General features: G+C 58.7%; 28 protein-coding genes. 7 read left to right on the top strand and 21 right to left on the bottom strand.

The annotated features are described in order from the left end of the window. Positions 1-119: 119 nt before the first annotated feature. Genes pdhA through Q1B21_RS06390 form a run of 3 tightly spaced genes read left to right on the top strand, consistent with a single transcriptional unit; the run spans position 120 to position 3,814 of the window. Positions 120-1,109: a pyruvate dehydrogenase (acetyl-transferring) E1 component subunit alpha gene (gene pdhA / locus Q1B21_RS06400; protein WP_299887280.1), complete on the top strand. Its 990-nt coding sequence runs from the start codon at positions 120-122 to the stop codon at positions 1,107-1,109. Between the two features lie 15 nt (positions 1,110-1,124). Beyond that, entirely contained in the window at positions 1,125-2,495 is a 1,371-nt protein-coding gene (locus Q1B21_RS06395; RefSeq protein ID WP_299887277.1) for a pyruvate dehydrogenase complex E1 component subunit beta, read from the top strand. Between the two features lie 14 nt (positions 2,496-2,509). Beyond that, a complete protein-coding gene (locus Q1B21_RS06390) occupies positions 2,510-3,814 on the top strand; it encodes a pyruvate dehydrogenase complex dihydrolipoamide acetyltransferase (RefSeq protein ID WP_299887274.1) in 1,305 nt (434 codons plus the stop codon). A 67-nt stretch (positions 3,815-3,881) separates the two neighbouring features. Here Q1B21_RS06390 and cysE read toward each other — a convergent pair whose 3' ends face one another. After that, a complete protein-coding gene (gene cysE / locus Q1B21_RS06385) occupies positions 3,882-4,691 on the bottom strand; it encodes a serine O-acetyltransferase (protein WP_299076084.1) in 810 nt (269 codons plus the stop codon). An 84-nt stretch (positions 4,692-4,775) separates the two neighbouring features. Between cysE and Q1B21_RS06380 the strand changes: the two genes are divergently transcribed. Beyond that, positions 4,776-5,114: a TraR/DksA C4-type zinc finger protein gene (locus Q1B21_RS06380; RefSeq protein WP_299887270.1), complete on the top strand. Its 339-nt coding sequence runs from the start codon at positions 4,776-4,778 to the stop codon at positions 5,112-5,114. Here Q1B21_RS06380 and Q1B21_RS06375 read toward each other — a convergent pair. From Q1B21_RS06375 to Q1B21_RS06300, 16 genes are all read right to left on the bottom strand, one after another. After that, a complete protein-coding gene (locus Q1B21_RS06375; RefSeq protein WP_298936067.1) occupies positions 5,095-5,391 on the bottom strand; it encodes a hypothetical protein in 297 nt (98 codons plus the stop codon). The genes Q1B21_RS06380 and Q1B21_RS06375 overlap by 20 nt on opposite strands. Before the next feature lie 8 nt (positions 5,392-5,399). Continuing rightward, positions 5,400-9,347 carry a glycoside hydrolase/phage tail family protein gene (locus Q1B21_RS06370; protein ID WP_299887267.1) on the bottom strand — a complete coding sequence of 1,316 codons (3,948 nt, stop codon included), beginning with the start codon at positions 9,345-9,347 and terminating at the stop codon, positions 5,400-5,402. Beyond that, positions 9,347-9,793 (bottom strand): peptidase, encoded by a 447-nt coding sequence (locus tag Q1B21_RS06365; RefSeq protein ID WP_299887264.1) that lies wholly within the window; start codon positions 9,791-9,793, stop codon positions 9,347-9,349. The genes Q1B21_RS06370 and Q1B21_RS06365 overlap by 1 nt, the downstream gene beginning before the upstream one ends. Continuing rightward, entirely contained in the window at positions 9,790-10,677 is an 888-nt protein-coding gene (locus tag Q1B21_RS06360) for a DUF2163 domain-containing protein (protein ID WP_299887261.1), read from the bottom strand. Before Q1B21_RS06360 ends, Q1B21_RS06365 begins: the two co-directional genes overlap by 4 nt. Next, positions 10,677-11,309 carry a DUF2460 domain-containing protein gene (locus Q1B21_RS06355; RefSeq protein ID WP_299887258.1) on the bottom strand — a complete coding sequence of 211 codons (633 nt, stop codon included), beginning with the start codon at positions 11,307-11,309 and terminating at the stop codon, positions 10,677-10,679. Before Q1B21_RS06355 ends, Q1B21_RS06360 begins: the two co-directional genes overlap by 1 nt. 15 nt (positions 11,310-11,324) lie before the next feature. After that, positions 11,325-11,987 (bottom strand): phage tail tape measure protein, encoded by a 663-nt coding sequence (locus tag Q1B21_RS06350; RefSeq protein ID WP_299887255.1) that lies wholly within the window; start codon positions 11,985-11,987, stop codon positions 11,325-11,327. Continuing rightward, on the bottom strand, positions 11,974-12,183 hold the full coding sequence (locus Q1B21_RS06345; RefSeq protein WP_299887252.1) for a rcc01693 family protein: 210 nt from the start codon (positions 12,181-12,183) through the stop codon (positions 11,974-11,976). The genes Q1B21_RS06350 and Q1B21_RS06345 overlap by 14 nt, the downstream gene beginning before the upstream one ends. Further along, the gene (locus Q1B21_RS06340) at positions 12,180-12,500 is read right to left on the bottom strand and encodes a gene transfer agent family protein (protein WP_299076109.1); all 321 of its coding nucleotides are present in this window, start codon (positions 12,498-12,500) and stop codon (positions 12,180-12,182) included. Before Q1B21_RS06340 ends, Q1B21_RS06345 begins: the two co-directional genes overlap by 4 nt. 5 nt (positions 12,501-12,505) lie before the next feature. After that, a complete protein-coding gene (locus tag Q1B21_RS06335; RefSeq protein ID WP_299887249.1) occupies positions 12,506-12,919 on the bottom strand; it encodes a phage major tail protein, TP901-1 family in 414 nt (137 codons plus the stop codon). Between the two features lie 20 nt (positions 12,920-12,939). Then, positions 12,940-13,353: a DUF3168 domain-containing protein gene (locus Q1B21_RS06330; RefSeq protein ID WP_299887246.1), complete on the bottom strand. Its 414-nt coding sequence runs from the start codon at positions 13,351-13,353 to the stop codon at positions 12,940-12,942. After that, positions 13,350-13,688, bottom strand: a complete 339-nt coding sequence (locus Q1B21_RS06325) for a phage head closure protein (RefSeq protein WP_299887243.1) — start codon at positions 13,686-13,688, stop codon at positions 13,350-13,352. Before Q1B21_RS06325 ends, Q1B21_RS06330 begins: the two co-directional genes overlap by 4 nt. Beyond that, positions 13,685-14,284, bottom strand: a complete 600-nt coding sequence (locus Q1B21_RS06320) for a head-tail connector protein (RefSeq protein WP_299887241.1) — start codon at positions 14,282-14,284, stop codon at positions 13,685-13,687. Before Q1B21_RS06320 ends, Q1B21_RS06325 begins: the two co-directional genes overlap by 4 nt. 170 nt (positions 14,285-14,454) lie before the next feature. Next, on the bottom strand, positions 14,455-15,633 hold the full coding sequence (locus Q1B21_RS06315) for a phage major capsid protein (RefSeq protein ID WP_299887238.1): 1,179 nt from the start codon (positions 15,631-15,633) through the stop codon (positions 14,455-14,457). 35 nt (positions 15,634-15,668) lie between these two features. Then, entirely contained in the window at positions 15,669-16,214 is a 546-nt protein-coding gene (locus Q1B21_RS06310) for an HK97 family phage prohead protease (RefSeq protein ID WP_299887235.1), read from the bottom strand. Between the two features lie 26 nt (positions 16,215-16,240). Further along, the gene (locus tag Q1B21_RS06305; protein WP_299887232.1) at positions 16,241-16,459 is read right to left on the bottom strand and encodes a hypothetical protein; all 219 of its coding nucleotides are present in this window, start codon (positions 16,457-16,459) and stop codon (positions 16,241-16,243) included. After that, the gene (locus Q1B21_RS06300; RefSeq protein ID WP_299887229.1) at positions 16,452-17,615 is read right to left on the bottom strand and encodes a phage portal protein; all 1,164 of its coding nucleotides are present in this window, start codon (positions 17,613-17,615) and stop codon (positions 16,452-16,454) included. The genes Q1B21_RS06305 and Q1B21_RS06300 overlap by 8 nt, the downstream gene beginning before the upstream one ends. A 227-nt stretch (positions 17,616-17,842) precedes the next feature. Between Q1B21_RS06300 and Q1B21_RS06295 the strand changes: the two genes are divergently transcribed. Beyond that, the gene (locus Q1B21_RS06295; protein ID WP_299887226.1) at positions 17,843-18,871 is read left to right on the top strand and encodes an adenylate/guanylate cyclase domain-containing protein; all 1,029 of its coding nucleotides are present in this window, start codon (positions 17,843-17,845) and stop codon (positions 18,869-18,871) included. 63 nt (positions 18,872-18,934) lie between these two features. Here the strand turns inward: Q1B21_RS06295 and Q1B21_RS06290 are convergent, their stop codons facing one another. Then, on the bottom strand, positions 18,935-20,278 hold the full coding sequence (locus tag Q1B21_RS06290; RefSeq protein WP_299887574.1) for a terminase family protein: 1,344 nt from the start codon (positions 20,276-20,278) through the stop codon (positions 18,935-18,937). A 495-nt stretch (positions 20,279-20,773) separates the two neighbouring features. Next, positions 20,774-21,151 (bottom strand): VOC family protein, encoded by a 378-nt coding sequence (locus Q1B21_RS06285; RefSeq protein ID WP_299076133.1) that lies wholly within the window; start codon positions 21,149-21,151, stop codon positions 20,774-20,776. A gap of 40 nt (positions 21,152-21,191) precedes the next feature. On the opposite strand from Q1B21_RS06285, the gene Q1B21_RS06280 reads away from it, so the two are divergent. Both Q1B21_RS06280 and Q1B21_RS06275 read left to right on the top strand, forming a co-directional pair. Next, positions 21,192-21,728: a winged helix-turn-helix transcriptional regulator gene (locus tag Q1B21_RS06280; RefSeq protein ID WP_299887222.1), complete on the top strand. Its 537-nt coding sequence runs from the start codon at positions 21,192-21,194 to the stop codon at positions 21,726-21,728. 325 nt (positions 21,729-22,053) lie between these two features. Then, positions 22,054-23,316 (top strand): DEAD/DEAH box helicase, encoded by a 1,263-nt coding sequence (locus Q1B21_RS06275; protein ID WP_299887219.1) that lies wholly within the window; start codon positions 22,054-22,056, stop codon positions 23,314-23,316. 85 nt (positions 23,317-23,401) lie between these two features. Here Q1B21_RS06275 and mltG read toward each other — a convergent pair whose 3' ends face one another. Together mltG and fabF are read right to left on the bottom strand one after the other, a co-directional pair. Continuing rightward, positions 23,402-24,562 carry an endolytic transglycosylase MltG gene (gene mltG / locus Q1B21_RS06270; protein WP_299076142.1) on the bottom strand — a complete coding sequence of 387 codons (1,161 nt, stop codon included), beginning with the start codon at positions 24,560-24,562 and terminating at the stop codon, positions 23,402-23,404. Continuing rightward, positions 24,563-25,828 carry a beta-ketoacyl-ACP synthase II gene (gene fabF, locus Q1B21_RS06265; protein ID WP_299887215.1) on the bottom strand — a complete coding sequence of 422 codons (1,266 nt, stop codon included), beginning with the start codon at positions 25,826-25,828 and terminating at the stop codon, positions 24,563-24,565. Positions 25,829-25,867: the final 39 nt, after the last annotated feature.

Raw genomic sequence — 25,867 nt, 5'->3', positions numbered from 1 at the left:
CTCTGCCGGAAACCGCGGGGTTAGACGCTGCGTCACATTTCCACTCGCCAGATTGTCTCAAATACTCTATGAGATAGTTTAAAGCTAAACTATCTGTCCGGAAGGGGGAGATCGCCACGATGGCTGCGCGAAAAACCACAAAGAAACCAAACGTTTCTGCGGAAGAGCTAAAAACTTATTACCGCGAAATGCTACTGATCCGCCGATTCGAGGAGAAGGCAGGTCAGCTATATGGGATGGGTTTGATCGGCGGGTTCTGCCACCTATACATCGGACAGGAGGCAGTTGTTGTTGGCCTCGAGGCGGCCTCCCAGGAAGGCGACAAGCGCATTACGTCTTATCGCGATCATGGTCACATGTTGGCCTGCGGGATGGAGCCGGGCGGCGTTATGGCCGAATTGACCGGGCGCATTGGCGGTCTGTCCAAGGGCAAGGGCGGCTCGATGCACATGTTCTCGAAAGAGAAGCATTTCTACGGTGGCCACGGCATCGTCGGTGCGCAGGTCCCCTTGGGTGCGGGTCTGGCCTTTGCCGACAAATATAAAGAAAACGGTGGCGTTACCTTCACCTATTTCGGTGATGGCGCCGCCAACCAGGGTCAGGTCTATGAGACATTCAACATGGCCGCCCTTTGGCACCTGCCCGTGGTCTTCGTGATCGAAAACAACCAATACGCAATGGGCACGTCGCAGGAACGATCAACTTCGACCAAAGACATCTATCACCGTGGCGAGGCGTTCGGCATCCCGGGTGAGATCGTCAATGGTATGGATGTGCTGGCCGTCAAAGAAGCGGGCCAAAAGGCCGTTGCACATTGCCGCTCTGGCAAGGGCCCTTACATTCTGGAAATCAAAACCTACCGTTATCGCGGTCATTCAATGTCTGACCCGGCCAAGTATCGCACCCGCGAAGAGGTTCAGAAGGTCCGCGAACACAGCGACCCGATCGAACATGTGCGCGAACTGCTGCTGTCCGGCAAACATGCGACCGAGGATGATCTGAAGGCAATCGACAAAGAGATCAAAGAGGTCGTGAACCAGGCCGCCGAATTCTCGAAAGAAAGCCCCGAGCCGTCATTGGATGAGCTCTGGACAGATATCTACGCCTGAGAGGACGAATAAGACATGGCAACCGAAATTCTCATGCCCGCACTCTCACCCACTATGGAAGAGGGAACATTGGCCAAATGGCTGGTCAAAGAGGGCGACACCGTATCCTCGGGCGACATCATGGCCGAGATCGAAACCGACAAAGCCACGATGGAGTTCGAAGCGGTCGATGAAGGCATCGTTGGCAAAATCCTGATCGCCGAAGGCACCGAAGGGGTCAAGGTCAACACGCCCATCGCGGTTCTGGTTGAAGAAGGCGAAGACGCCTCGGCTCTGCCCGCGGCTGCACCCGCAGCCGCAGCGGTTGCCGATGCCGCCCCTGTGGCGGCTGAGGCCACCGCTCCTGCGTCGGCCCCTGCCGCGCCGGTCGTTGATCTGTCGCCCGATTGGCCTGCAGATGCCGAGATGGCTCAGCAGACCGTCCGCGAAGCCCTGCGCGACGCCATGGCCGAGGAAATGCGCAGTGACGAAGATGTCTACCTGATGGGTGAAGAAGTCGCCGAATATCAAGGTGCTTATAAAATCTCGCAAGGCTTGCTGGACGAATTCGGTGCAAAGCGCGTGATCGACACCCCGATTACCGAGCACGGCTTTACCGGCATCGCAGTTGGATCCGCAATGGCGGGGCTGAAACCGATTGTCGAGTTTATGACCTTCAACTTCGCCATGCAGGCGATGGACCAGATCATCAACTCAGCCGCCAAAACATTGTATATGTCCGGTGGTCAGATGGGCTGCCCGATCGTTTTCCGTGGCCCCAACGGTGCAGCGGCGCGCGTGGCGGCCCAGCATTCTCAGGATTACACCGCATGGTATATGCAGGTGCCAGGCCTCAAGGTGATATCGCCGTACTCGGCCGCTGACGCCAAAGGTCTTTTGAAATCTGCCATTCGTGACCCCAACCCGGTCATCTTTCTGGAAAATGAAATCCTATATGGCCGGTCTTTCGACATGCCACAGGTGGATGACTTGACGATCCCGCTGGGCAAGGCCCGCATCTGGCGCGAAGGGTCGGACGTGACTATTGTCAGCTTTGGCATCGGCATGCAGTTCGCTCTTGAGGCTGCCGACAAACTGGCCGAAGACGGGATCAGTGCCGAGGTGATCGACCTGCGCACCATCCGTCCGATGGATACCGGCGCGATCATCAGTTCGGTGATGAAAACCAACCGTCTGGTGACGGTCGAAGAAGGCTGGCCGCAAGGCTCGGTCGGCAGTTATATCTCATCCGTGGTGATGCAGGAAGCGTTTGACTATCTCGATGCCCCCGTCATCAACTGCACCGGCAAGGACGTGCCAATGCCCTATGCCGCAAACCTGGAAAAACTGGCTCTGGTGACCACTGATGAGGTGATCGCCGCAGTCAAACAAGTGACCTACCGGTAAGGAGCGACAGACAGATGCCTACTGAAATTCTGATGCCCGCACTGTCACCGACAATGGAAGAAGGCACGCTTGCCAAATGGCTGGTCAAGGAGGGCGACACCGTCTCGTCCGGTGACCTTCTGGCCGAGATCGAAACCGACAAGGCCACGATGGAGTTCGAGGCGGTTGACGAAGGCGTCGTCGGCAAGATCCTGATCCCCGAAGGTTCTGAAGGGGTCAAGGTCAACACTGCCATCGCAATCCTTCTGGAAGACGGCGAAAGCGCTGATGATATTGGCGCCGCACCTGCCAAAGCCCCTGCGGCTGCACCCGCAGCCGCCGCGGGCAACGAGGCTGCCGCGCCAGCGGTGTCCGAGGCGCCCGCCCCTGCCCCCGCCGCTCCGGTCAAAGCCGATGGCGGCCGTATCTTTGCTTCGCCTCTGGCGCGCCGAATTGCTGCCCAGAAAGGTCTCGACCTTGCTCAGATTGCTGGTTCGGGCCCACATGGCCGGATCGTCAAGGCCGATGTAGAGGGTGCAACAGCAACGACACCTGTTGCCACGCCTACACCCGTGGCAGCAGCACCCGCCGCGGCCGCGGCCCCGACTGGTCCTTCGGCGGATATGGTCGCGCGGATGTACGAAGGCCGAGAGTACGAAGAGGTCAAGCTGGACGGGATGCGCAAAACCATCGCCGCCCGTCTGGCCGAAGCCAAGCAAACCATCCCGCATTTCTACCTGCGCCGAGATATCAAGCTGGACGCGTTGCTGAAGTTCCGCAGCCAGTTGAACAAACAACTCGAAGCCCGCGGCGTGAAGCTGAGCGTCAATGACTTCATCATCAAGGCCGTCGCCAACGCGCTGCAACAGGTGCCCGAATGCAATGCCGTTTGGGCAGGCGACCGGGTGCTGCAACTGAAGCCCTCGGATGTGGCCGTCGCTGTAGCAATCGAGGGCGGTCTGTTCACTCCGGTCTTGCAGGACGCCGACACAAAATCGCTGTCTGCACTCTCAACCGAGATGAAAGACCTCGCAGGTCGCGCGCGCGAACGCAAACTGGCGCCGCATGAATATCAGGGCGGCACTTTCGCGATCTCAAACCTGGGCATGTTCGGCATCGACAATTTCGACGCCATTGTGAACCCACCACATGCGGGGATTCTGGCGGTCGGTACTGGCGCAAAGAAACCCGTTGTTGGCGACGATGGAGAATTGACTGTTGCAACCATCATGTCCGTGACAATGTCGGTCGATCACAGGGTCATCGACGGCGCGCTTGGCGCACAGCTTTTGCAGGCCATAGTCGACAATCTGGAAAACCCGATGGTCATGCTGGCCTAACCCGGCGAACACACACAAAAAAGCCGCCTCAAATTTCGAGGCGGCTTTTTTGTTCATTCAACTCAGGCTATTGGTCCTTGCCCAGCATATGATCCATAGAAATGGATGGCTGATCGCACCCCGCTTCCCCCACGATCTTGGCAGGGATACCAGCCACCGTCTTACAGGCCGGAACCTCTTGCAACACCACTGATCCGGCAGCGATACGGCTGCAGTGACCCACTTCGATATTGCCCAAAACCTTGGCCCCGGCCCCGATCAGAACACCGTCACCTATCGTCGGATGGCGCTGTTCCTCTTCCTTGCCGGTTCCGCCCAGCGTGACCGAATGCAGCATCGAGACATTGTCGCCCACCACAGCGGTCTCACCAATGACGATGGAATGAGCATGGTCGATCATGATGCCCTTGCCAATTTTCGCGGCCGGATGAATGTCGATCCCGAAGATCTCGGAGGACCGCATCTGGAAGAAATACGCGAGATCATAACGCCCTTTGCGCCACAGCCAATGCGCGACACGATAGGCCTGCATGGCCTGATAGCCTTTGAAATACAGGATCGGCTGTAGCAGTCGATGGCAGGCCGGATCGCGCTCATAGACGGCCATCAGGTCGGCACGAGCGGCTTCAAGCAAGCTGTGGTCGTCGACATAGGCTTCATCGACAATCTCGCGCAGAACCATCATCGACATCTCGTTCGAGCATAGCTTTGCCGCCACCCTGTAGGACAGGGCACGCTCCAAACTCCGGTGATGCAAGATACAGGCGTGCACCAAGCCACCCATCAGGGGTTCTTTCTCGACCGCTGCGTGGGCCTCAGAAGTGATACGATCCCAGACCGGGTCAACATTCGTCACTTGTCTGCGCGTTTCAAACATAGCTTTTGTTCCTTTGCTGCGCCTAGAATGCCATCTAGTGACAAAAACACCAAACGCAAACCTGTGAACGGCGATGCAACAAGAATGAATGAGTTAAAACGCGCCCATTTCGAAACAAAAATCCGCGCGCGTTTGGCGGAACTGGTACAGCTGTCCGCGTCAGGCCAGACGGCGCAGGCCGTTGTAGAACTAGACCAGCAGGCCGTTGGCCGCCTCAGCCGCATGGATGCATTACAAAATCAGGCGATGGCGAAGGCACAACAGGCCAACCGTGACCTCGAGACCTTTCGCCTCAGGGCTGCGTTAATCCGCATTCAACAGGACGAGTATGGGTATTGCGAGGATTGCGGTGATGATATTCTGGATGGGCGGCTGAACTTGGATCTGGCGGCGAGCAAATGCGTCAGCTGTGCCGCTGGCTGATTTGAAATCGGACAAGATGGCGCAGAACCGTTTCAAAACATTGACAATATCGCACGTCGTCAAAATCAGGCTCATCCGGCAACGACCTGTTTCGCGCAACCGCCATGAGCGAGCCATTACCATAGATCGGATGAAGTCGACCGGTTCTAAGGACATGCGCGTCGGCCAATTCAGCCTCAGCAATCATCCGAATGCAAAGACGCTCTCGGTCAATCTGCGGCACAGATAACAAAGCCCGTGCCGCAGAACTGACATCACCATGAAGAACAGGGCGCATCAAACAGCCTACCCGACAATCAGACGGGACGCAGCGCCCGGCCCGTAAACGGCGGAGACTTGCGCAACTTCCACCTCGAATGGCCCCGTCAGCGCATCGGTTGCTTGCATCGCAGTTGAATACAACCAATTGGGCTCGGTTGTGACGACTTCTCGCACCACCGTGCCGCCTTCCAATAGGCGCAGCAGGTAAGACTCGCTTTCTTCACCCAAGGGCACATCCAGGCCAGACCAATCATCGCCGTCCAGCCGGGTGCGCCGTATCCACGACATCTCGAACCCTACGGTGGTCGAATTTGCCCTTAGATGCACAGGTGCGTAGGGTCGCAAACCGTTGCCGCCGAACGCTTGGACCAGATGCTGGTATGACGGGTCATCGTATCCGCGCGTCGCCGGGCCGATACGGTAGTGCTTGGCGATGCGCCGCTCGGTCCGCAACAGGCTGGTCTGATAGACCCGGTCGTTCAGCAGCACGAACAACGATCCTTCGGGCCACATATCTGGCATCAATGCGTCAGTGCCTAGTTGCCCCCTCAGCCGGCCAGACAGGGCATAGGTGCCCGACGCCTCTAACGCTGCATCGGAGAACTGGAACACTTCCCAGTTATCGGGCGTGCCATCGCCAATTGCGGCAAGGTTAACACCGTTCAGCAATAGGTCGCGTGGGCGGGATTCCAATACCCCCCCGATCAAATTGACCCGCAAGGCCGGACCTTCGTCCCAAATCCCGGCACTCGCCCGCCTTAGAGGCGTTTCGGTACGGCCAATGATGGCCTGACCGGTGATCACATCGCTTAGAATGTACCCCTCGTCAGCGGCGGACGAATAAACCGCCGCGCTGCCGGGCCATGGGTCGGATGAAACCGCTAGGTATGGCGCGTGGGGCACTTCAGCACCGGTGATCAGCGGCAGGTCCAGGAAGACTGGCAGAACGGGAACAGGGGCCACATAAGGCTTTACGTTTACGGCATCCTCTTGCAATTCAGCGGCCTTGTAGACCCCCTGTTCTATCCGAACAGCGTCCGCCAATTGCAGATCAGCTGTTTCCAGACGGTCGATCCGATAAACCGCTCCACCATCCTCATCCGACAGGCGCACCAGATCACCGGCACCCAAATGCATCATCGAGGGCGGCAATGCGAAACGGGACGTATCGCGGGATACCCGTGCTTCGCTCAACCAGCGTTCTGCAGTCTGCCGTCCCTCGGCGCGTGTCATCGACAATGGCATTTCATTGACCGAAACCGAATGCGTACTGGTATCGGGCAAAACCGCTTCTTCCGCGACCACATCGTGATCTGCGTCCGATTGCACAAACCGAAGGCGCACGCGGCCAGTCATTTCGGCTTCGGCTTCCCGGCGATATTCGACCGTGCCGTCTAGATCAGAGCTGACGGCCAGATGATCGGGATCCAGTTGCACCGCCCCATAGCCATCTCGCATCTGAAACCGCAGCACCCCGTCGCGCTCGATGGCATCAAAACCATAGCGCAGCATCAGCGGTTGCAAGGCCGAACGCGCGTTTGTCACGTCCTCGATCACGTAGCCGCGCACAATGCCGTAGAGCCCCGACACATCAATGTCCGTAACGCCGGCCCCATGACAGATCTCGGTCACAACCGATGCCAGAGTTCGCGATCCGGAACGCCCATTCAACCAATGGCCACGCGCATAGTTCTCACCGTCACTCCACTGACTTCGCAAATTCGGAAACGTTGGGAATGGACGAGCATCCCAGGCCCAGACATAGGCGTTTGACAGATCCAGCATGGGACCGCCGTAAACGCTTGATACCGGATTGACCTGCGGATCATTCCAATAGCCCAGTGTCGCCTTAAGGTACTGCACCTGAATGAAATCATCGCGCAGCCCATTGGAGTACTTGGGCAAAAAGGATTCCGACGACTTTGGGTCCAGAAACTTGTTCGGCTGGTTCGTGCCTTTGTCGATTGCGGCGCATCCCAGTTCAGTGAACCAGATCGGCTTTGATCCCGGCACCCAATCGGTTGGGTTTGCCTGCCGGACACCGTCTATCCGCTCGTGATGCGGGTTCGACCACCAATTGCGCAAATCCTTGTAACGCCAGATCCACGGCTCATTGTGCGCATCATCCTCGATTGGCGCTCTGATCTGGGCCAATGCTTCTTCTGGCGACGCATAATACCAATCATATCCTTCTCCGCCTTCGATGTTTCCGCGCAAATAGTCCAGATCGTATATGGACGGCGCACCGGCCTCGGCATCCAGATGCTTTTCGCCGTCACGCCAATCCGAGAGCGGCATGTAATTGTCGATACCGACGAAGTCGATATTGTCATCGGCCCAAATCGGATCGAGATGAAAGAACCTGTCACCGCTTCCGGTCGGTTGGTAGCCGAAGTACTCGCTCCAATCCGCAGCATACCCGATCTTCGTGTTCGGCCCCAGTATCTGACGCACTTCAGCAGCCAGCGCACTCATTTGCCCGACAGCAGGAAACCCGGATGCGCCACGGATCTGTGTTAGACCGCGCATCTCGGACGCAATGCAGAACGAGGTCACGCCGCCTGCCGCCTTACACAACGCCGCATAGTGGAGAATGAACCGTCGCAAACCCCATTCTGCAGGACCGTGATAAGACACCGTGCCATTTCCAACAGAGAAGTCACTGGCCCGTGCGTGCCCAAAAAACGCGGCAACCTGAGCGTCGGCCGCTGCTGACTGATCCGGTGAGCCTGCGCGCGCCGGTGCGATATCCAGCGTGATCCGCCCACGCCATGGTAAATGGGGTTGTTCGAGCCGATCAGACCACGGGTCCGGCAAACTGTTTCCCCGCAATTGCTCCATCAGGATAAACGGATAGAACATGACGCGTTTTCCGGTGGCTTTCAAATGCCGGATAGCCTGCACCACCGCCGCATCCGCAGGCGTACCGCCATATATCGGGCGATCATCCAGTTGCTTAACAATCAGAGCACTGTCGCGGTTCAGTCCCGACACCGTCCAGGGCATGCCCTGACCGTCGATTTCCTTCTGTTCGACCTTTGGCCGGATCTGGCATGAACCGCAACGCAGATCATCTCCGAACCAGGATACGATCAACGATGCGGCGTCACAGCTCGGCACTTCTTTCTCGAGCGCTTGCGTCGATGTCACCAGATCAGGCTGGCCCGAAGCAGAATTCACATTGGCTGCCCGATGGTGACCAAACTGATTGGAGTAGTTCACCTGCGTGCTGGCCAGCGCGTATTCGCCGGTTCCCGGCATCAGCGCGACGCCGCGAACGATTTGAGGCAACGAGCTGTCATGATCCGGCATATCGGGCTGCGCAGGACGCACCACTTCAAATGAGAATTGCGGAACACGATTGCCAAAAGCGGCCAATTGGAAGTCTTCAATCACAACATAAGCCGTTCCGCGATACGCGGGCACGGTTCCTGCACCCTCGATGGACTCGATCAATGGGTCAGGCAATTGATCCTCGGTGCCATAGTAGATGCGCATATTCAGGCCGACGCGTTCCTGTTCTTCACCATCGGCCCAGATGCGCGCAACGTCGGCAATTTCACCCGCACCGACGGCAATAGCCAGAGAAACAGAGTAACTGTAAGTGACCGTCGTAACCTCGGGTGTTTTGGGCTTTCCCTTGCCTCCGCTGCCACCTTCGGTTGTGGTGCTTTGGGTTTCCAGAAAATCCGACGCCCAGATCACCTGACCGCCAACGCGCATGCGGCCAAAAACGGTCGTGACCGTTGCGCCTTCGCCGGTCTCGGTCAGCCGGAATCGATCCATCCGGCCAGTCTCAATAACCTCACTGCCATCTCCCATCACAGATTGACTCAGCAGCCTTTGGTCGATGATCCGACCCACCGTGGCACCCACCGCGCGCCCAATGATCGCGGTCGACAAACCGGCGACCGTGCCCCCGATTGAACCGCCCAGCGCAGCCCCTGCGGCAGAAAGAAGAATAGTAGCCATCAGAGATCCTCCAACGGGAATTCAAAACAGGCGACCACCCGGCGGCGCCAGGGATCGCTCAACGCGTTTTCGACAACGCCGTATCCGGAATATGCGTGGATAAAACGCGGCGCTTCGCCGGTTTCACTGACGATGCCAAGATGCTTGGCGACGCTTCGATCTCGCATTCGAAACAGCAGCACATCACCCACTTCCAACACGCATGTCGGCTTTTCAATCAGATGCCGCCGGGCGGCAGCCCACATGCGTTCTTCGCCCTGCGGTTCCGACCAGTCCTTGCTATAGGCTGGCACAGCTTCCGGTTCCCGCCCGACAAGCGCCCGCCAGACACCACGCAGCAGACCCAGACAATCCGTACCAGCCCCTTTGGCTGCCGCCTGATGTACATATGGCGTGCCCAACCAAGAGCGGGCCTCTGCGACAATGCCTTCTCTGCGCTCGCTCACCTGATGCTCCCCCCTTTGTTCGGCTTGTTTTTCTTAGGCACGGCCATCACCCAATCTTCGCCGGGAAGATCAGGAAAACCCTGAAAATTCAGCGTGTTGTTGAACTTCAGACGGCAGGTCTCCATACGCTTGTCGCATCCGGCAATGAGCTTAACCCTGTCCCCGATGGCAAGCCCGCCACCTATGCTGGACCACAGCGTAATCTCGCGGCCATCGTCTATGCGACTGTCCTGCTTTATCGACGCCCACAAACCGTTTGCCGGGCCAGACACCACATCCAACCTGCCGCGTTCGAACCAAGCCTCATCCGCGGTTTCTCCACCAACCAGGCGTAGCAGCGTTCCGCCGTCAAACCCAAGAATTTCGGCTTCTACCGAATACCCCGGTGTATCAGTGTTGAACCGGCATACCCGATCCCCCAACACAGCCGTACAAGGCTTTTGGTAGACCCGCCCCAATGGCCGATTCAGCAAATCAGTCAACCCGCGCAACTCGGCGTGAAACGCACCACCTGCGCGCCGCAATTCGCCGATCGAGCCTCGGAACTGCAGCATGCGCTGATCCAGGTTGGCCCAATTGACCAGCCAGGCACGCACCTCGGCCCCGTCAAAACGCCCCGCTTCAATATCTTCATCCCGCACTGAGGCGTCAGAAAGCGCGCCCATGGCCTCGGAATTGTCGATCGACAGACCAGTTGCCTGCTCAATCGCTGCGGCGGTCAGGCCGGTACTGGCCTTGAAGACCAGCCCGTCAAATCGCAGTTCCATGTCATGATCGGTAAACCCGTACTCCTGCCCATCGGTGCGCGTGATCGCCCAACATCGGCACACCGTAGTCAGCCCGCTTTGTAGATGAGCGTGCAAACCCTGCTTATCGCCCGCCATCAAACCCGTACCTCGACCACTGGAACACTTGGTGCATCGCCCGCTTGAAAGCTGGCGACACTGGTCTGGATCTTCTCGGTATCAAAGCGCACCGGCACGTCAAATTCGAACCCGGCCGTGATGTCGACCTCTTCGGGCGGCGGGTCAGCAAATGTGACCGTCCCGGTTGTCAGATCCACTTCAAAGTCGACCCCCTCCCGAACTTCGTCCTGATCCAAACCTAAACGCACCGTTCCCAGCACCGGTTTCGCAATCGGGCGGACATAGCTGACCCCGCCCGAGCTATAGGTTTTGACCAGTTGAAACCGGGTCTGCACCCCATCACCGCGCGCGATGACCTGGTCTTCGCCCGTGACCTCGGCGGTCGCCTTGCCGGACTTGAAGTCCGACCAGTCTTTCCAACGAAACCCGAACATCTGACCTTGGCGTGCTTCGAAAAAGGAAATCAGCGTTTCAATGTCATCAAGGGACCGCATTCCCAGACCCGCATCATAGCGCCGCCGCGAATGGGCCCAGGGCGTGTTGCGTTCCTCGAACCCATTGGCCAAAGTCACGACATCCGTACGCCGTTCCGGACCACCGACCGAGCCAAAACTCAGACTCGCCGGAAACCTTACCTCATGAAAACTCATGACCTGCTCCCTCGTTTATCTATTGCGATTGCCACGGCCCAGCGCCCTGCTCATCTGAGCCGCGATCTGACCTTGCGAGCGCCGGAAACCCTGCACATCCGGGGTGGAAATATTCATCACAACGTTCACGGGCTGCCCGCCGCCCGCGCTTCGCACGCCCAGTTTTCCGTCCGGCCCGCGTGCAAGCGGCATGATCGCCTCAGGCCCGGCCTCGCCCATCAAACCGGTTCCGCCACGCATCGGGAACGTCGTTGGTCCGCTGACCACACCACCATTGGCAAATGGCATCACCCGACCCTGGCTAAAGCTGCCGCCATCCGCGAAAGGCAACAGCCCTTGCACCAGCCCACCAATGCCACCCGCAAGCATGCCGCCGAAATGGTCCGTCACCGGTTTGATCGCCGCAGAATAAGCGGTGCGGATCATCGAATTCTTCAGTACATCCAACGCATCCGACAAGTTCATCCCATCCAGCACCACGCCATCAAAAGCCTTGCGCAACCCACCGGACATGCCGCGCTCCAGCGTGGCGACATCCTTGCCGGTTTCCTCAAAAGCGGCACTGATCCGCCTCATCTGCCCATCAAAAGCCGCTGCCATTGATGCAGCATCGCCCAGCGAGTCACCCAGCGCCTCGCCCCGTTCCTGCAAGTCGTCAAAGCCGTCACGATCCGTCATCACGCTCTCCTTGTGTCTTGTCCGGATAGGCCACTAGCAAGGCATCCAGACCAGCCTTGTTCATCGCCGGCAAACCTCCGCCGTGACCCAGCATCAGCCGCAACTCAACCGGCGTCAGGCGCCAGAATTGATCTGGAGGCAGCCTTAGGCCGACCAGCCCGGCCCTCATCAGGACGGGCCAGTCCAACCCGTTCATGCGTCACCCGGAACCATGAACGCCCGCGCCAGCAACTCGGCCGCTGCACGTGCGCCAGCCATCGGCCCGCCTTCAATTTCAGCACTCAACAGATCGTCCCGGCGCACATTCGCACCGCCCCCCCGCAGCCCGGCTACGATCAACGCCAGAACATCGCTACTGGAGTACACCCCGCCTTCGAAACGCTGTACCAGATCCACCAGCGACACTGTTTCCAGCTCTTGCTCCAATTCCGCCAATGCACCCAATGTCAGTTTGAGGAGCCGCCGCTCCCCATCGATGGTCAGTGCCACCTCTCCCGTCCATGGATTTGCCATCAGGGTTACAGCGCTGTGAAGGTCAAAGCACCAGCACTCGCCATGCTTATCTCATAGGTGGCCTCGCCATTATGTGATCCTGCATACTCGATCCCGGTCACCTGAAACGGCCCCTCGACAATGCCAAAATCGGGGATGATCACCTGAAATCCGGGCGTCTCGCTGTCAAAAAAAAGCTGCCGGGTGCGCTCATCAGTACCTTCGTCCTTGAACACTCCCGAGCCCGAAATCGCAGCAGATTTAACCCCCGCCCCGGACAATAACTCGCGCCAACCACCCTGACTTTCCAGACTGGTGACATCCACACTTTCGGCGTTGAAACTGACCCGTGTGGCGCGCAGCCCCGCGATGGTTTCGAACAGCCCCGAGCCGTTCATATCCAGTTTGACCAGCAGGTCCTTACCGTTCTGGGCACCCATATGCTCTCTCCAATGATTGCTTAATTGTCTTCCACGCGGGCGCGGAATCTCAGATCGATCTGGCGCACAGCACCTCCGGTTCCAGTGCGCTTGGCTGAGGCCCGTTCGAACCAAAGCCCAACCAGGCGGCCCCGGTCCAAGGTCAGTGGCGCATTCTCCAGCGCATCACATACCGCTCCCGCCAACGTCTTGGCCGCGCCAAACCCAGCGACCTCTGACACGACAGATACCGTGAACCGATGCACCGCCCCTGCACCTGACCTGTCTGAGGCCTCGCGCACATCTTCCGGGCCCAGCGTCACATAGGTTTGCGGCACTGCACCTGCCGGAACCGCGTCGTAAATGGCCCCACCAGACAACGTCACGACATCTGAATTCGCCGACAACTGCTGGTAAACCGCCGCCTGCAAAGCAGCCGAAACGCCATAACTCATGCCGCCACCTCCTCATCTGCAAAACAGGTCAGAAACTGTCCAAGCGGGTCGCGCTCGGCAATCGCCCGGATCACGAAGCGGCGGTTGCCCTCACGAAACCGCTGATCCGGCGCAGGCCGCATCGACGAGCCCTCGGGCGCACCCCGCACAACTATGCGATAGCCAACACGCGATACGGGGACACCCGCGATCTGCCGCTCGGCCCCGCTGCGCGCCTTGACCTCAGCCCAAAGCGTTCCCTGAGCTGCCCAGATCTCGGTATAGCCGCCTGCGCCATCGGCCACCCGCACTGGCGCTTCAAGCACCAGCTTTCGGTTCAAACGTGGCGTCTTCATTTCGCCACTCCTGCGCCGAACCGCACCATCCGATAGCGCTGGATCAGACTGGTTACACCGAAAGGCATGCAGCCGTCGCCCAACGCCGTTTCATCCCGGTATTCATAGTAATGCGCCGCTAACAACAGAACCGCCTGCCCCAAATCGGCTGGTAATCCATCCCAGTCCACAGCCATCCCTGCGGTGAAGGCGATCTTGACCGATCCACCGGTCGCAATCGCGGGCAGCGCGCCAGATACCGGTCGTATCCGAGGCCGCAGACTATCCCGCTCCAAACGGTAGGCGTCTTGGTCTATGACCGTCTCGGCCCCAGCCGTGTCGGTCACCATTACAGCATCAATCGCTGTGACCGGCGCCACCGGTAATACCTCGCCTGCCGGATCACGCCAGTTGTTCAGGCTCCACGAAAATTCATGCCCGATCAACACCTTGCCTGTACGCGCCTCAATCGCCGCAATCGCCGCCCGTAGAAAACCCTTCAGGACCTCGTCTTGTAGACTCGCCTCGGCAAAACCTGTGCCTAGCCGCAAATGCGCTTTGAACTGATCCACCGGCAGCGCCGCATCCGCGATGGCGGTTTCTTCGATCAACATCATCTATTCACTCCGCAATCTCGGACCCCTCCGGGGGCCTCGCTCAGGAAAATGACGGGCACGCGCCGCCCCACGTTGCTCGGACGGAGGGGAGCAGCTAGACAACGCGGGGGGTCTTACGCCAGCCCGCGCCCGCCGCCCGAGGGGCCAAGGCCCCCCGGATCCGTCACCGCTTAGGCGGTGCCGAATTTCAGCAACTTGATCGCCGCAAAGTCGCTGACGTCGCCGCCCACCCGCTTGGTCGCGTAGAACAAGACATGCGGTTTGGCGCTGAACGGATCGCGCAGAACACGCAGATCGGGACGCTCAGCAATGGTGTAACCGGACTGGAAGTCGCCAAACGCGATTGAGAAGCTGTCGGTCGCCGCGTCCGGCATATCCTCGGCGATCAGTACCGGATACCCCATCAGACGCGCGGGCTCACCCGCAGCCAGACCGTCCGACCACAGGAAGCGGCCATCGCTGTCTTTCAGCTTGCGGATAACACCGGCGGTTTTAGAGTTCATCACAAAGGTACCGTTGACGCGGTACTGCGCGCCCAGCGCGTAAACCACATCGACAATCGCATCTGCGTCAACGCCGCTGTCGATACCGGTTGGCACATACCCCAAGTTGCCCCAGATCCAGGCATCGTTCGCAGTGGTTCTGTGGGTCAGAATGCCCTTAGGCTTGTCCACACCATCGCCATTGATAAAGGCTGCCGCTTCGGCTCGCGCGAATTTGTCTGCAATACGACCGGCCAACCAGCCTTCCACGTCAAACGCGCTGTCATCCAGCAATCGTTGCGACGCCTTGGGCAAGGCGCTCAGCTCATGCAGCGGGATCGAGATGCGATCAATCATCGGTGTGGCCGTCTCGGTTGTGTCCGAACTTTCATCCGCCCAACCCGCGCCGACATCCGTATGGTCGACCAGAACATCGAACGAGTTCGCCTCGACATTCACCACCCCGGCAACCGAGCGGATCGAAGCGGTCGACTTCAAAACAGACTTGATGATCTCGGTGGTCTGGGGATCGACCAGATAACCACCGTCGCTGTTCACCGCGCTGGACAGAGACTTCGACTCCATCTCCAGCCCGCGCAGCCCGTCATCTTCACCGGAGCGCACATAGGCATCAAAGGCCTTCTGGTGCGGTGCGCCGTCCTCGATCGAGGCCGCAAGATGCGGACGCGCCGCCATGGTTGATTTACGATCCAGCATAGTCAGTCGCTCTTCTGTCTGTTGCATTTTGGTTTTAACTTCAGCCTTCAGGTCCTTGAATTCGTTTACGAAGCTGGCCACTGCCTGCTTCACCTCCTGAACCAGGGGCACACCCTCTCCGGTCAAGGCCGGGGTTTCGGTCTTCCTCATCAGCACTTCCTTTTTGGGGGTGAGGTTACGGCGCGCTAGGTTCGCGCCAGCTCCAGCCGGGCAGTGTTGAACACCTCGGCAATACTGCGCAGGATGTCTTCGGCATCCTGGGTCGTCCCCTTTGCCGCCACCCGCGCACTGGGCAGCATCGGGAACGTCACAAGCGACACCTCCCACAGCTCCAGTTCCGTCAGGACCCGCTGGCCCTTGTCATTCTTCACGGCCCGCTTGGTGCGATAGCCAATCGATAGCCCATCAATGGCACCCGCCCGGATCAGCTCGGCCGCTTCAAGACCTTTCTGCGTGCTCTCCAGCAAACGCCCCTTGACCCACAGACCCTGGTCATCCTCACGCACCTCGTCCCAAACGCCGATGGGTTGTACCGGATCGTGTTGCCACAGCATCTTGACCCGCTGACCCGCCTTGGCCAGCCCGTCAAGCGAGCCGCGATAGGCCCCGCGCTGCACCACATCGCTGCCCTGATCGACCTGACCAAACAGGCTGGCATAGCCTTCGATTACTGCGTCCTCAGAAACGGACAGCCCTTCGCCAAACCGCGTAAACTTGCGTTCCAAATCCATGAACAACTCCTCATAACCATCTGAATTCACGGCGTTGCTACCAGAATAGACTGGAACGCCTGCGCTAGGATCACCGCCGCCACGCCATAGACCGCCAGCCACAAACGCTTCTCCAACCGCTCCATCATCTCTTCGATCTGATCCAGCCGCCGACATAGATGTTCGTGCTGGATCTCGGCCACCCGCTCATGCGCAGCCAAACGCAGGCCCGGCGCGCATTCGAACGGCGGGTATCCCTCACTCATCGGCACGCTCCGGCAGCCCCAGCAGCGCACGTTTCTCGGCATCCGTTAGGAATTCGGCACGGCTCACCCGCGTCCATTGCGCATCGCGTTCAGCAGACAACGCGGGCACCTGATCCAGATCGGGCTTCAGCACCAGCTCCTCACCAGTGAAGCCCGCCAACCACTCCGACACCGCCGCCGCCACCCGCGTCACCAGGGGCAACACAGTCAGGCGATAAAACGCCCGGTTGGCCTCCTGATAGTTCGAATAGGTCGCGTCGCCTTGTATCCCCAGCAGCATCGGCGGGACCCCAAAGGCCAGCGCGATCTCGCGGGCGGCGGCTTCCTTGGTCTTTTGAAACTCCATGTCTGAGGGCGAGAAACCCATCGGTTTCCAATCCAGCCCCCCTTCCAGAACCATCGGACGGCCTGCATTGCGCGCCCCACGATAGTTCTGCTCGATCTCATCCGAGAGGCGACGGAACTGATCCTCAGCCATAACCCCATGGCCATCGCCGCCCTTCCACACCAGCGCGCCCGAAGGCCGCGCGGCATTGTCCAGCAGAGATTTCGACCACCGCGACGCGCTGTTATGCACATCAATCGCCATCGCCGCCGCCTGCATCGGCGAGAACCCATAGTGATCATCCTGCGGGTGGAACGACTTGATATGACAGATCGCATCAGCCGCAAACCGGTGTTTCTTACCACCCACCGAGTAATCATACGCCTTGGGCCAACCATCCGCCCCCGGCACCACGCTCATCCGGTCCGAGCGCAAAACGTGCAGTTCAACCGGCAAGCCTTCTTCAGCCTGCACAGCCTCGACATAGGCATTGCCCGACAGCAGCAACTGCCCGAACAGCGCCTCCATCAACTCCGCCCGCCCCTGCGCCGCATTCGGCCGGCGCATCAGGGATATGATCGGATGCACATCATAGCGCTGTCCCTGATCCTGCAGCACCAAAGGTAAGGCCGCCGCCGCCTCAGCAATCAGCTTGACCGAGCGGAACCCCACCGGGTTCCCCGAAAACCCCGTCCGCGTCAGCGAGACGGTATCTCTGGCGCTCCACGCCACACGCCCACCCGTCTGCCACGCCACCACGGGCCCCGCAGCACTTGCTTTTGCCTCAGGCGCCTCACCAGTCGATCCACGACGCAAGAAATCGAATACCATCTGTGCTCCTTTCAGCCGCCGCTCTGCCCGGCTTGTTGAAAGGAGTTATGATGGAGAGAAGTTTAAGCCTCGGGAACGGGGCGTGCGGGTGTTGGGCAACAACCACTCCCCCTTGAACAGAGGGAAAAAAACCCATCTCGCTTGCACCCAAGAAGGTTGGCCTTAGGATACGAGCGTATCCGCCGCTCTTACCTCACTTTTTAGTCTCCAGCCACGAAGGCCTATATATGCACCAAATGGGCGCGTTCTTCTCCCGATCCATAAATGTCTCGGCGAAAGTGATCGCTCTTTCCTCGTTGACTGGCGCAGTGATCGGTGCCGTGCGGGCGTCACCCGATACCTTGTGGAGTGACATCTGGACCGGCGCATTGACCGGTTTCGTCATTTCTCTGTGCTGTTTACTTGCCGAATATCAGGTTTTCTCGAACCCGAAACGCAGAATGACACGCCGATTGCGCCCTATTCTTCTGATGATCCTTAGGGGCGGTGCGTATAGCCTCTTTATCGTCTTCGGCCTGCTTGTTCCTGATATGTTGACCGACACCGATCAACCCTGGAAAGGCCCAGCCTTCGCGGAACTTTTTGCCATATCCGCTGCCATTGCCTTTGCCTTTTCGATCGGTATCGAGGTCACGCGCCTACTCGGAAAAGAGGCTACTGTCGCCCTCTTTACAGGGCGCTATACTAAAGCGCGGTTAGAGCAGCGTGTCATTCTTTTCGCCGATGTCATCGGGTCTACGGCGCTGGCAGAAACCATCGGTCAGCTCCGCTTTCATGACTTCCTGCGCGATGTGGCCCTGGATCTTGCGGATGCGGTAGAGATGACGCGCGGGGACGTACACAAATATGTCGGGGACTCGGTCATCGTGACATGGAAACTATCAAATGGGCTCGCGAACGCTACTTGCCTGACATGTGCCCGGGAAATGCACCGGATCCTGGCAAGCCGCGCTGAATTTTACAAAAAAAGATATAGCGCCGCGGCGCGCATACGAGTGGCAATCCACTGCGGCGAAGTCGCCGCCGGTGAGATTGGGGACTGGAAGAAAGAGATCGCACTTTTAGGTGATCCCATGAACACCGCCGCCCGCATCGAAGGTGCCGCAAAAATGTTCAATGCGGATATCGTCCTGTCGAACGACGTTGTGTGTCAACTGCCAATCGAACATCATCAAAGACTTACCCGGCTACCCTCATTCAAGGCACCGGGAAAGCAGGATGAACTGAGCCTGTGGTCAGCGGATTTTTATTCTTGATCAGAGTCTTATCTGAATTCGATGGATCTGGCCGAGGATCAGGTTTTATGTCCATCCTAGATCTCACACCACCCGCACCCTAGGCCGTCGATACGCCCCTGCAGGCCCCACCACCAACTCATGCAAGGCCCAGACCAGTGCGTCGACCCGGTCGGGCGAACCCTGCCCCTCAAACCCGCGCGCGGTCATCTGGCACATCTGCTCCTCCAGCGCGTCCAGCCCCGCCACATGCGCCACCCGCCCTTGCTCGTACAAAGCCGCCACAGGTTCTGCCCGCGCCACCTTGCCGCGTGAGGCCCGCACCGCCCGATAAGGCACCAGAGGGTCCACCTGCCGCACGACCTCTTCCACCAGTTGCCCGCCCTGGTTGACCTCGGCCACCAGTCGCTCACCCCCGAATTCATCCATCGCATCTATCGCCGCCTGCGCCCAGCCCACCGGGCCAACGCCCTGCACTGTCCGGTCTGCCAAAACAAACACCCGCCACTTCTCGGGCGGTCCTTGCACTTGCGCGCCGACCACCACGATCCCACAGGCATCCGCATCCGCCCCAGCCGTAACCGCTGGGTCCAATGCGACTACAATGCGATCCAGTTCCGGCACTTGATCAACCCGCGCCGCGTCCAACATCGAGCCCGTCCACAGCGCCCCTTCGGTATCAGAAAGCAGCATCCCATCCAACTCTTGCCGCCCCAGCCGTGTCCCCGCATAGCGCGCCCGCACCTCGTCCAGAAACGAGTCCGCTAGATTGGCCCGATTCGCCTCGGTCGGCGCATGGGTCTGCACAGTGGAGGGCGACGCCAGCAATTCCTTCAGAACTTTCACATTCCGCGGCGTGGTCGTCACACAGACCCGAGGGCGTTCCCCCAACCGCAACGCAAACTGCAGCATATCCCAGGTCTCACCGGCCTTCTTCCACTTGGCCAATTCATCAACCCAGGCCGCATCGAACTGCGGCCCGCGCAAACCTTCGGGATCATGCGCCGAAAACGCCTGTGCCTCGGCGCCGTTGGGCCAGATCAGCTTGCGTTCAGACGCCTTCCACGTGGGCCGTCGATCCGGAGGCGAACACTGCAAAATCCCGCTATCGCCAAAAATCATCACATCGCGCACCTGATCGAAGGTTTCACCTACCAAGGCCACGCGGCCCGCCTCACCCTTGTCCAACGGCAGCGACCCTTCGACCATTGATCGCACCCACTCAGCGCCGGCCCGCGTCTTACCTGCGCCGCGCCCCCCCATAATCACCCAGGATCGCCAGTCGCCTTCAGGCGGTAATTGGTGCGGCAGCGCCCAAAACTCGAATAGGAAAGGGAGGGCGCACAGCCCCCCCTCCCCGATTTCACTCAGAAACCTCTCCCGCACCGCAGCATCGGCGGAGGCGAGCCAACCTGCACCCGACTTCAAATCGAGCGCGCTCAAGGTCGAGTGCGTATCCACCTTGGGCAATTCCGGCTTGTCTATGATGTTGTTCGACAAAGCTTGTCTCCACTTTCTGACAACTTCGGATCAGCCCCTCTAACCGCCCGAGTTGCTTGGCTGAACCAGCAAGATCTGCATCCTCCCCGGTTCCGATCTGCCTGCGCAATTCTTCCGCTGCTTGGCGCAGACCGCGAATGGACGCCTCCAGTGACTGCAACAATTCTGCCGTCTGGGACATCCGCTCTTCCGGGGTAATCAAAGTCATGTTTGCGTATTGACCTCATGCGTGAGTGTTTCCGCACGAGAGAAACGAAAAACGGCCACCGGGTCACCCCGGGGCCGTTGCCCACTTCTTCTAGCATGACACAAACCATACGAAAAAAAGGACGCAAAGTCAATGTTTTGCGCAACATATACGCAACGGGGACCGAACGGTGATGGTTAATAAATTGCTATCATGTCACAAACTTCCGACCCGTCTCATCCACTGATGGTCAGATCCTGTGCCAACATCAACGCATTCATATCCGGATCATAAAACGTGGCCGTGCTGACCATTCCTTCGATTGTGTCAGTATCGCCGTCGAACTTCACACCCGCGGCCTCTAGGGTGCCGCGCGCCTTGGCGATGTCAGCGACTTCGAACACGGGAACGCTATTTCCCGGTGAAGGCTCCGACTGTTCGCCCAAACCCAATGTCACACCTTCAACATTGGTGTGCAATTCACTCCAGCCCGCTTCATCAATGTGATGGACCAGTTCAAATCCAAGTTTGTCGTTGTACCAATCCGCGCTGGCATGCCGATCCCGAACGGACATCGCGAGGGTGATTGTGTTTTTTAACGAAACAAGTGGCATTGAACTTCCCCATCTATTAAAAATAAAGTAACTATACTTTATGGACATTAATACACTTGTCAAGCTGACCTCTCGCGCATGGTCACTGAACATCCTGGCCCTACTGCATTCAGGGCATCCTGGTCGACAGGCGCCGCTACTGGCCGCCACCAACGCCAGCAGAACGGCCTTCACGTCCAGTCTCGCGCACCTTGTTCAGCTTGGCATGATCGAAAGAAACCCAGGTCACGGTCACCCGCTCCGCCCAGAGTTCCGTTTGACCACAACTGGGCGTGAGGCCGCTGAAATGGCTCACTCCTTCGTTAAGACAGTGCCTGATGAAAGGGAATTCGGGATACTTCGCAAAACATGGACTGTACCAATCCTGGCGCTGACCGGTTCCCCCTATCGGTTTTCAATGATCAAGTCGGATCTATCAGCGATCACAGATCGAGCCTTGTCGTCTTCCCTGCATCAGCTAGAGGCGCAAGATTGGATCCGGCGCGACATTGTAACCTCGGGTCGGATGCCATTTCCAACCTACCAAGCCGTGAATACAGGTGCCGCAATCAGTCGGGTTGTTGACCTTATTCTCTGAGGTAAGACCTTTGCCTTGGTGCATGTGTCATTTGCGGCCCAGCAACGCGTCCCGCCCAAGCCTGCGCTTGACATTTCTGGGTCAAGCCCTCATTTGGGCCCTAACACAGCGCTGACGCGTGAGCATCGGCGGGCCGTAACCAGCCCCACAGCGCCAAACCTATTTCCAGTTCCCATTCACGCAGGGTTCTTAACGCGACGGCCAGATGCGGCAGGAAACGCCTGCACGTCCCGAGGTCTCGCACAACCCCTGTCGGTTACGCGCTTTGCGTGGCCAGTCACGATATGCCTGCGGGCTGACCCCGTGGATCAAAAAGGAATATTAATTGTTCGACTTCGACATGCTGGGCCTCGCGCCCGCCCTGAACGACGCGCTGAAAAATGCCAAACTGACCCAACCGACACCGATCCAGAACAAGGCCATCCCTTTGGCGCTTGAGGGTCATGATATCCTAGGCCTCGCCCAAACCGGTACCGGCAAAACACTCGCCTTTGGCCTGCCACTTATCGATCACCTGCTGGCCCAGCCCGGCAAACCCGCGCCCAAAATGGCCAAATCGCTGATCCTTGCACCCACGCGCGAGCTGGTGAACCAGATCGCCGACAGCCTGCGCAACCTGACCAAGAACACGAAACTACGGGTCGCTACCGTTGTGGGCGGCCAGTCGATCAACAAACAGATCATGTTCCTATCGCGCGGCACCGACATCCTTGTCGCCACGCCGGGTCGCCTGATCGACCTGATGGATCGCCGCGCCGTTGATATGAGCTCGGTCAAGCATCTAGTGCTGGATGAGGCTGACCAGATGCTCGATATGGGCTTCATCCACGCTCTGCGCCGCATTGCGCCGGAACTGGGCACGCCGCGCCAGACCATGCTGTTCTCGGCCACCATGCCGAAACAGATGGAGGAACTCAGCCGCGCCTATCTGAATAACCCTCAGCGGGTTCAGGTCTCGCCTCCGGGCAAGGCCGCTGACAAGATCACGCAGTCGCTCCACTTCGTCAGCAAACCCGGAAAACCCATCAAATTGCGCGAGATCCTGTCGCAGGACAAGGATGCCCTAACCCTGGTCTTCTCACGCACAAAACACGGTGCCGAGAAACTGATGAAGGGACTGGTCGCTGATGGGTTTAATGCCGCCTCGATCCACGGCAACAAAAGCCAGGGTCAGCGCGACCGCGCGATCAAGGCCTTTCGTTCGGGCGAGATCAACATCCTCGTCGCCACTGACGTCGCCGCGCGCGGCATCGACATCCCCGGGGTGGCGTATGTGATCAACTATGACCTTCCCGAGGTGCCCGACAACTATGTCCACCGCATCGGCCGCACCGCCCGTGCCGGTCGCGAGGGCGAGGCAATCGCCTTCTGCTCGGGCGAAGAGGTCGAGCTGCTGCGTCAAATTCAAAAGCTGATGAAAGCCGACATTCCAGTCGCCAGCGGCACAATGCCGGAATACATCGAGACCAAGAAGCCTGCGCAGCGCCAAAATAGTCGTCGCCGCAACTTCAAGCCGAAGGCAGCCAATGGAAGCCCCAAGCCGGGCAATACAAAGCGCCGCCGCCCAAAGCGTCGGCCAGCAGCCTAGTGTAGCGGCCTAAATTTGGTTCGCGCTGGCGATACGCTCGCGCGAGCATATATTCTGAACCGGTCGGCAATTCTAACGGGTGGCTCTAGTTTCCAGAGCTTTGTTGTTCGGCTTCGATTTCACGCCACTTCGCAACGTTGCGGTTATGCTCTTGCAAAGTCTCGGCAAAGGCGTGACCACCGGTCCCATCCGCGACAAAGAACACGAAATTCGTCTGCTCCGGCGCGACAGCAGCTTCAAGGCTTGCCTGACCGGGGTTAGCAATCGGTGTTGGCGGCAACCCGTCGATAACATAAGTGTTCCAAGGCGTTGCACGGCGCAGCTCACTTCTGCGCAAACCGCGACCCAGCGACCCCTGACCTTTGGTGACGCCATAGATCACGGTTGGATCCGTTTGCAGCTTCATGCCTTGGTTCAGCCGGTTCACGAAGACACTGGCAACTTGTCCCCGCTCTTCCGGAACACCTGTCTCTTTCTCGATGATCGAGGCCAGGATCAACATCTCTTCTGGGCTTTCCAACGGTAAGCCATCCTGCCTGCTCTCCCAGGCGGCATTGATCCGCAGCTGTTGTTTGTCCTGCATCGCTTGCAGGACCGCAGCGCGATCCTGGCCAGACGTCACATCGTAGCTGTCGGGTGCCAACATACCTTCGGCCGGAATCTCAGACACCTCGCCGGTCAATGCATCAATTGCTTTCAACGCTTCGACCACCTGCCACGAGGTCACGCCTTCCGCCAGAGAGATGCGATATCGCGTATCAGCCTCTTCCCGTTTTTCAGTGTACGCTGCCGGAATTTCTTCCTCAGAGGCGTCAAACGACGCCACGTCCTCAAAATCCAGCGTTGCCGGGTTTAACTCACGAACCCGGATCTGGGCGCGTGTGACACCGATACGGTACTCAATTTCGGACCCGCATGTGCTGGCGCCACTACTAGTGATCTCGCCGATAATCTGTTCCATCGACGCGCCTTCACGCACCAGGAAACTGCCAGCTTTCAGCTGCTGTGATCTGTCCGTGTAATCTGCGGCCATGCGAAAGATCGTGGCATTGCTGATTGCGCCCTGATCCTCCAGCTCGCGGCTGACATTTGTCATGTTCGAGCCGCTTTTGACCTGCAAGCAGATCGCGGTTTCAAGCGGGCCCTCTTCTTTGTACTGCGTTTGACCCCAAAGGATCAGCCCGCCCGCCAGGAACAGGCCGACAACCAGAACGGTCAGCATATTAGAAGCAAGAGCCCGCCACATTTATCCAACCTTCCCAAAGATCACGCTGGCATTCGTACCGCCGAACCCGAACGAGTTTGACAAAGCCACATCGATCTTGCGCTCACGCTTTGCGTTGGGTGCCAGATCAAGTGCAGTCTCAACCGCCGGATTGTCCAGATTGATCGTTGGCGGCGCAACCTGATCGCGGATGGCAAGGATCGAGAATATTGCCTCGATCGCGCCCGCAGCCCCCAATAGGTGTCCGGTGGCAGATTTGGTCGACGACATCGTCGCCTCACTGGCGTGATCTCCCAACAAACGCTCTACCGCGCCCAGTTCGATCGTATCCGCCATTGTCGAGGTACCATGGGCGTTGATGTAATCCAGATCGGTCGGCTCCAACCCGGCGCTGCGCAGCGCGGCTTTCATTGAACGCTCAGCACCATCACCGTCTTCGCTTGGGGCCGTGATGTGATATGCATCACCAGACATGCCGTAACCTAACACCTCGGCATAGATCTTGGCACCGCGGGCCTTGGCGTGTTCGTAGTCCTCAAGAACCACGATGCCTGACCCTTCGCCCATGACAAAGCCGTCACGGTCGACGTCGTAAGGACGACTGGCGGCTTCGGGATTGTCAGCGTATTTCGTCGAGAGCGCTTTGCACGCATTGAACCCGGCAATTCCGATCTCGCAAATGCAGCCTTCACCACCGCCGGCGATCATCACATCAGCATCGCCTGCGCGGATAATACGGCTGGCATCTCCAATCGCGTGCGCGCCCGTCGAGCAGGCGGTTACGACTGAATGGTTCGGTCCCTTGAACCCGTGGCGGATCGACACCTGACCCGAGGCCAAGTTGATCAACGCGCCCGGAATAAAGAATGGCGATACTCGGCGCGGACCTTTGTCGCGGATCAAGTTCGCAGTGTTTGCAATCGATCCCAGCCCACCAATGCCTGAACCAATCAGAACGCCAGTGCGCAGGCGATCTTCTTCGTCCTCGGGCAGCCAGTCGGCATCTTTGCAAGCCATTTCTGCGGCAGCGATAGAATAAAGGATAAAATCCTCGATCTTGCGCTGCTCTTTCGGTGGCATCCAGTCATCCGGATTGAACGTGCCATTTGTGCCATCACCACGAGGGACTTCGCAGGCATAGGTCGTTGTGACCCCGCTTGCCTCGGCATCGAATTGCGTGATTGGTCCCGCGCCGGATTCTCCGTCCAGCAGCCGCGACCAGGTTTCCTCGACCCCGCTGGCCAAAGGAGTGACCAATCCAAGACCGGTTACAACGACTCTGCGCATGAAGTGCCTCTTGCCTGCTTCCTGTTATGAGAACCGCTC

This window comes from uncultured Ruegeria sp., assembly GCF_947504215.1.
GTDB lineage: Bacteria > Pseudomonadota > Alphaproteobacteria > Rhodobacterales > Rhodobacteraceae > Ruegeria.
Note: the sequence above shows the minus strand (reverse complement) of the source record. Positions and strands in the feature narration are given on the sequence as shown.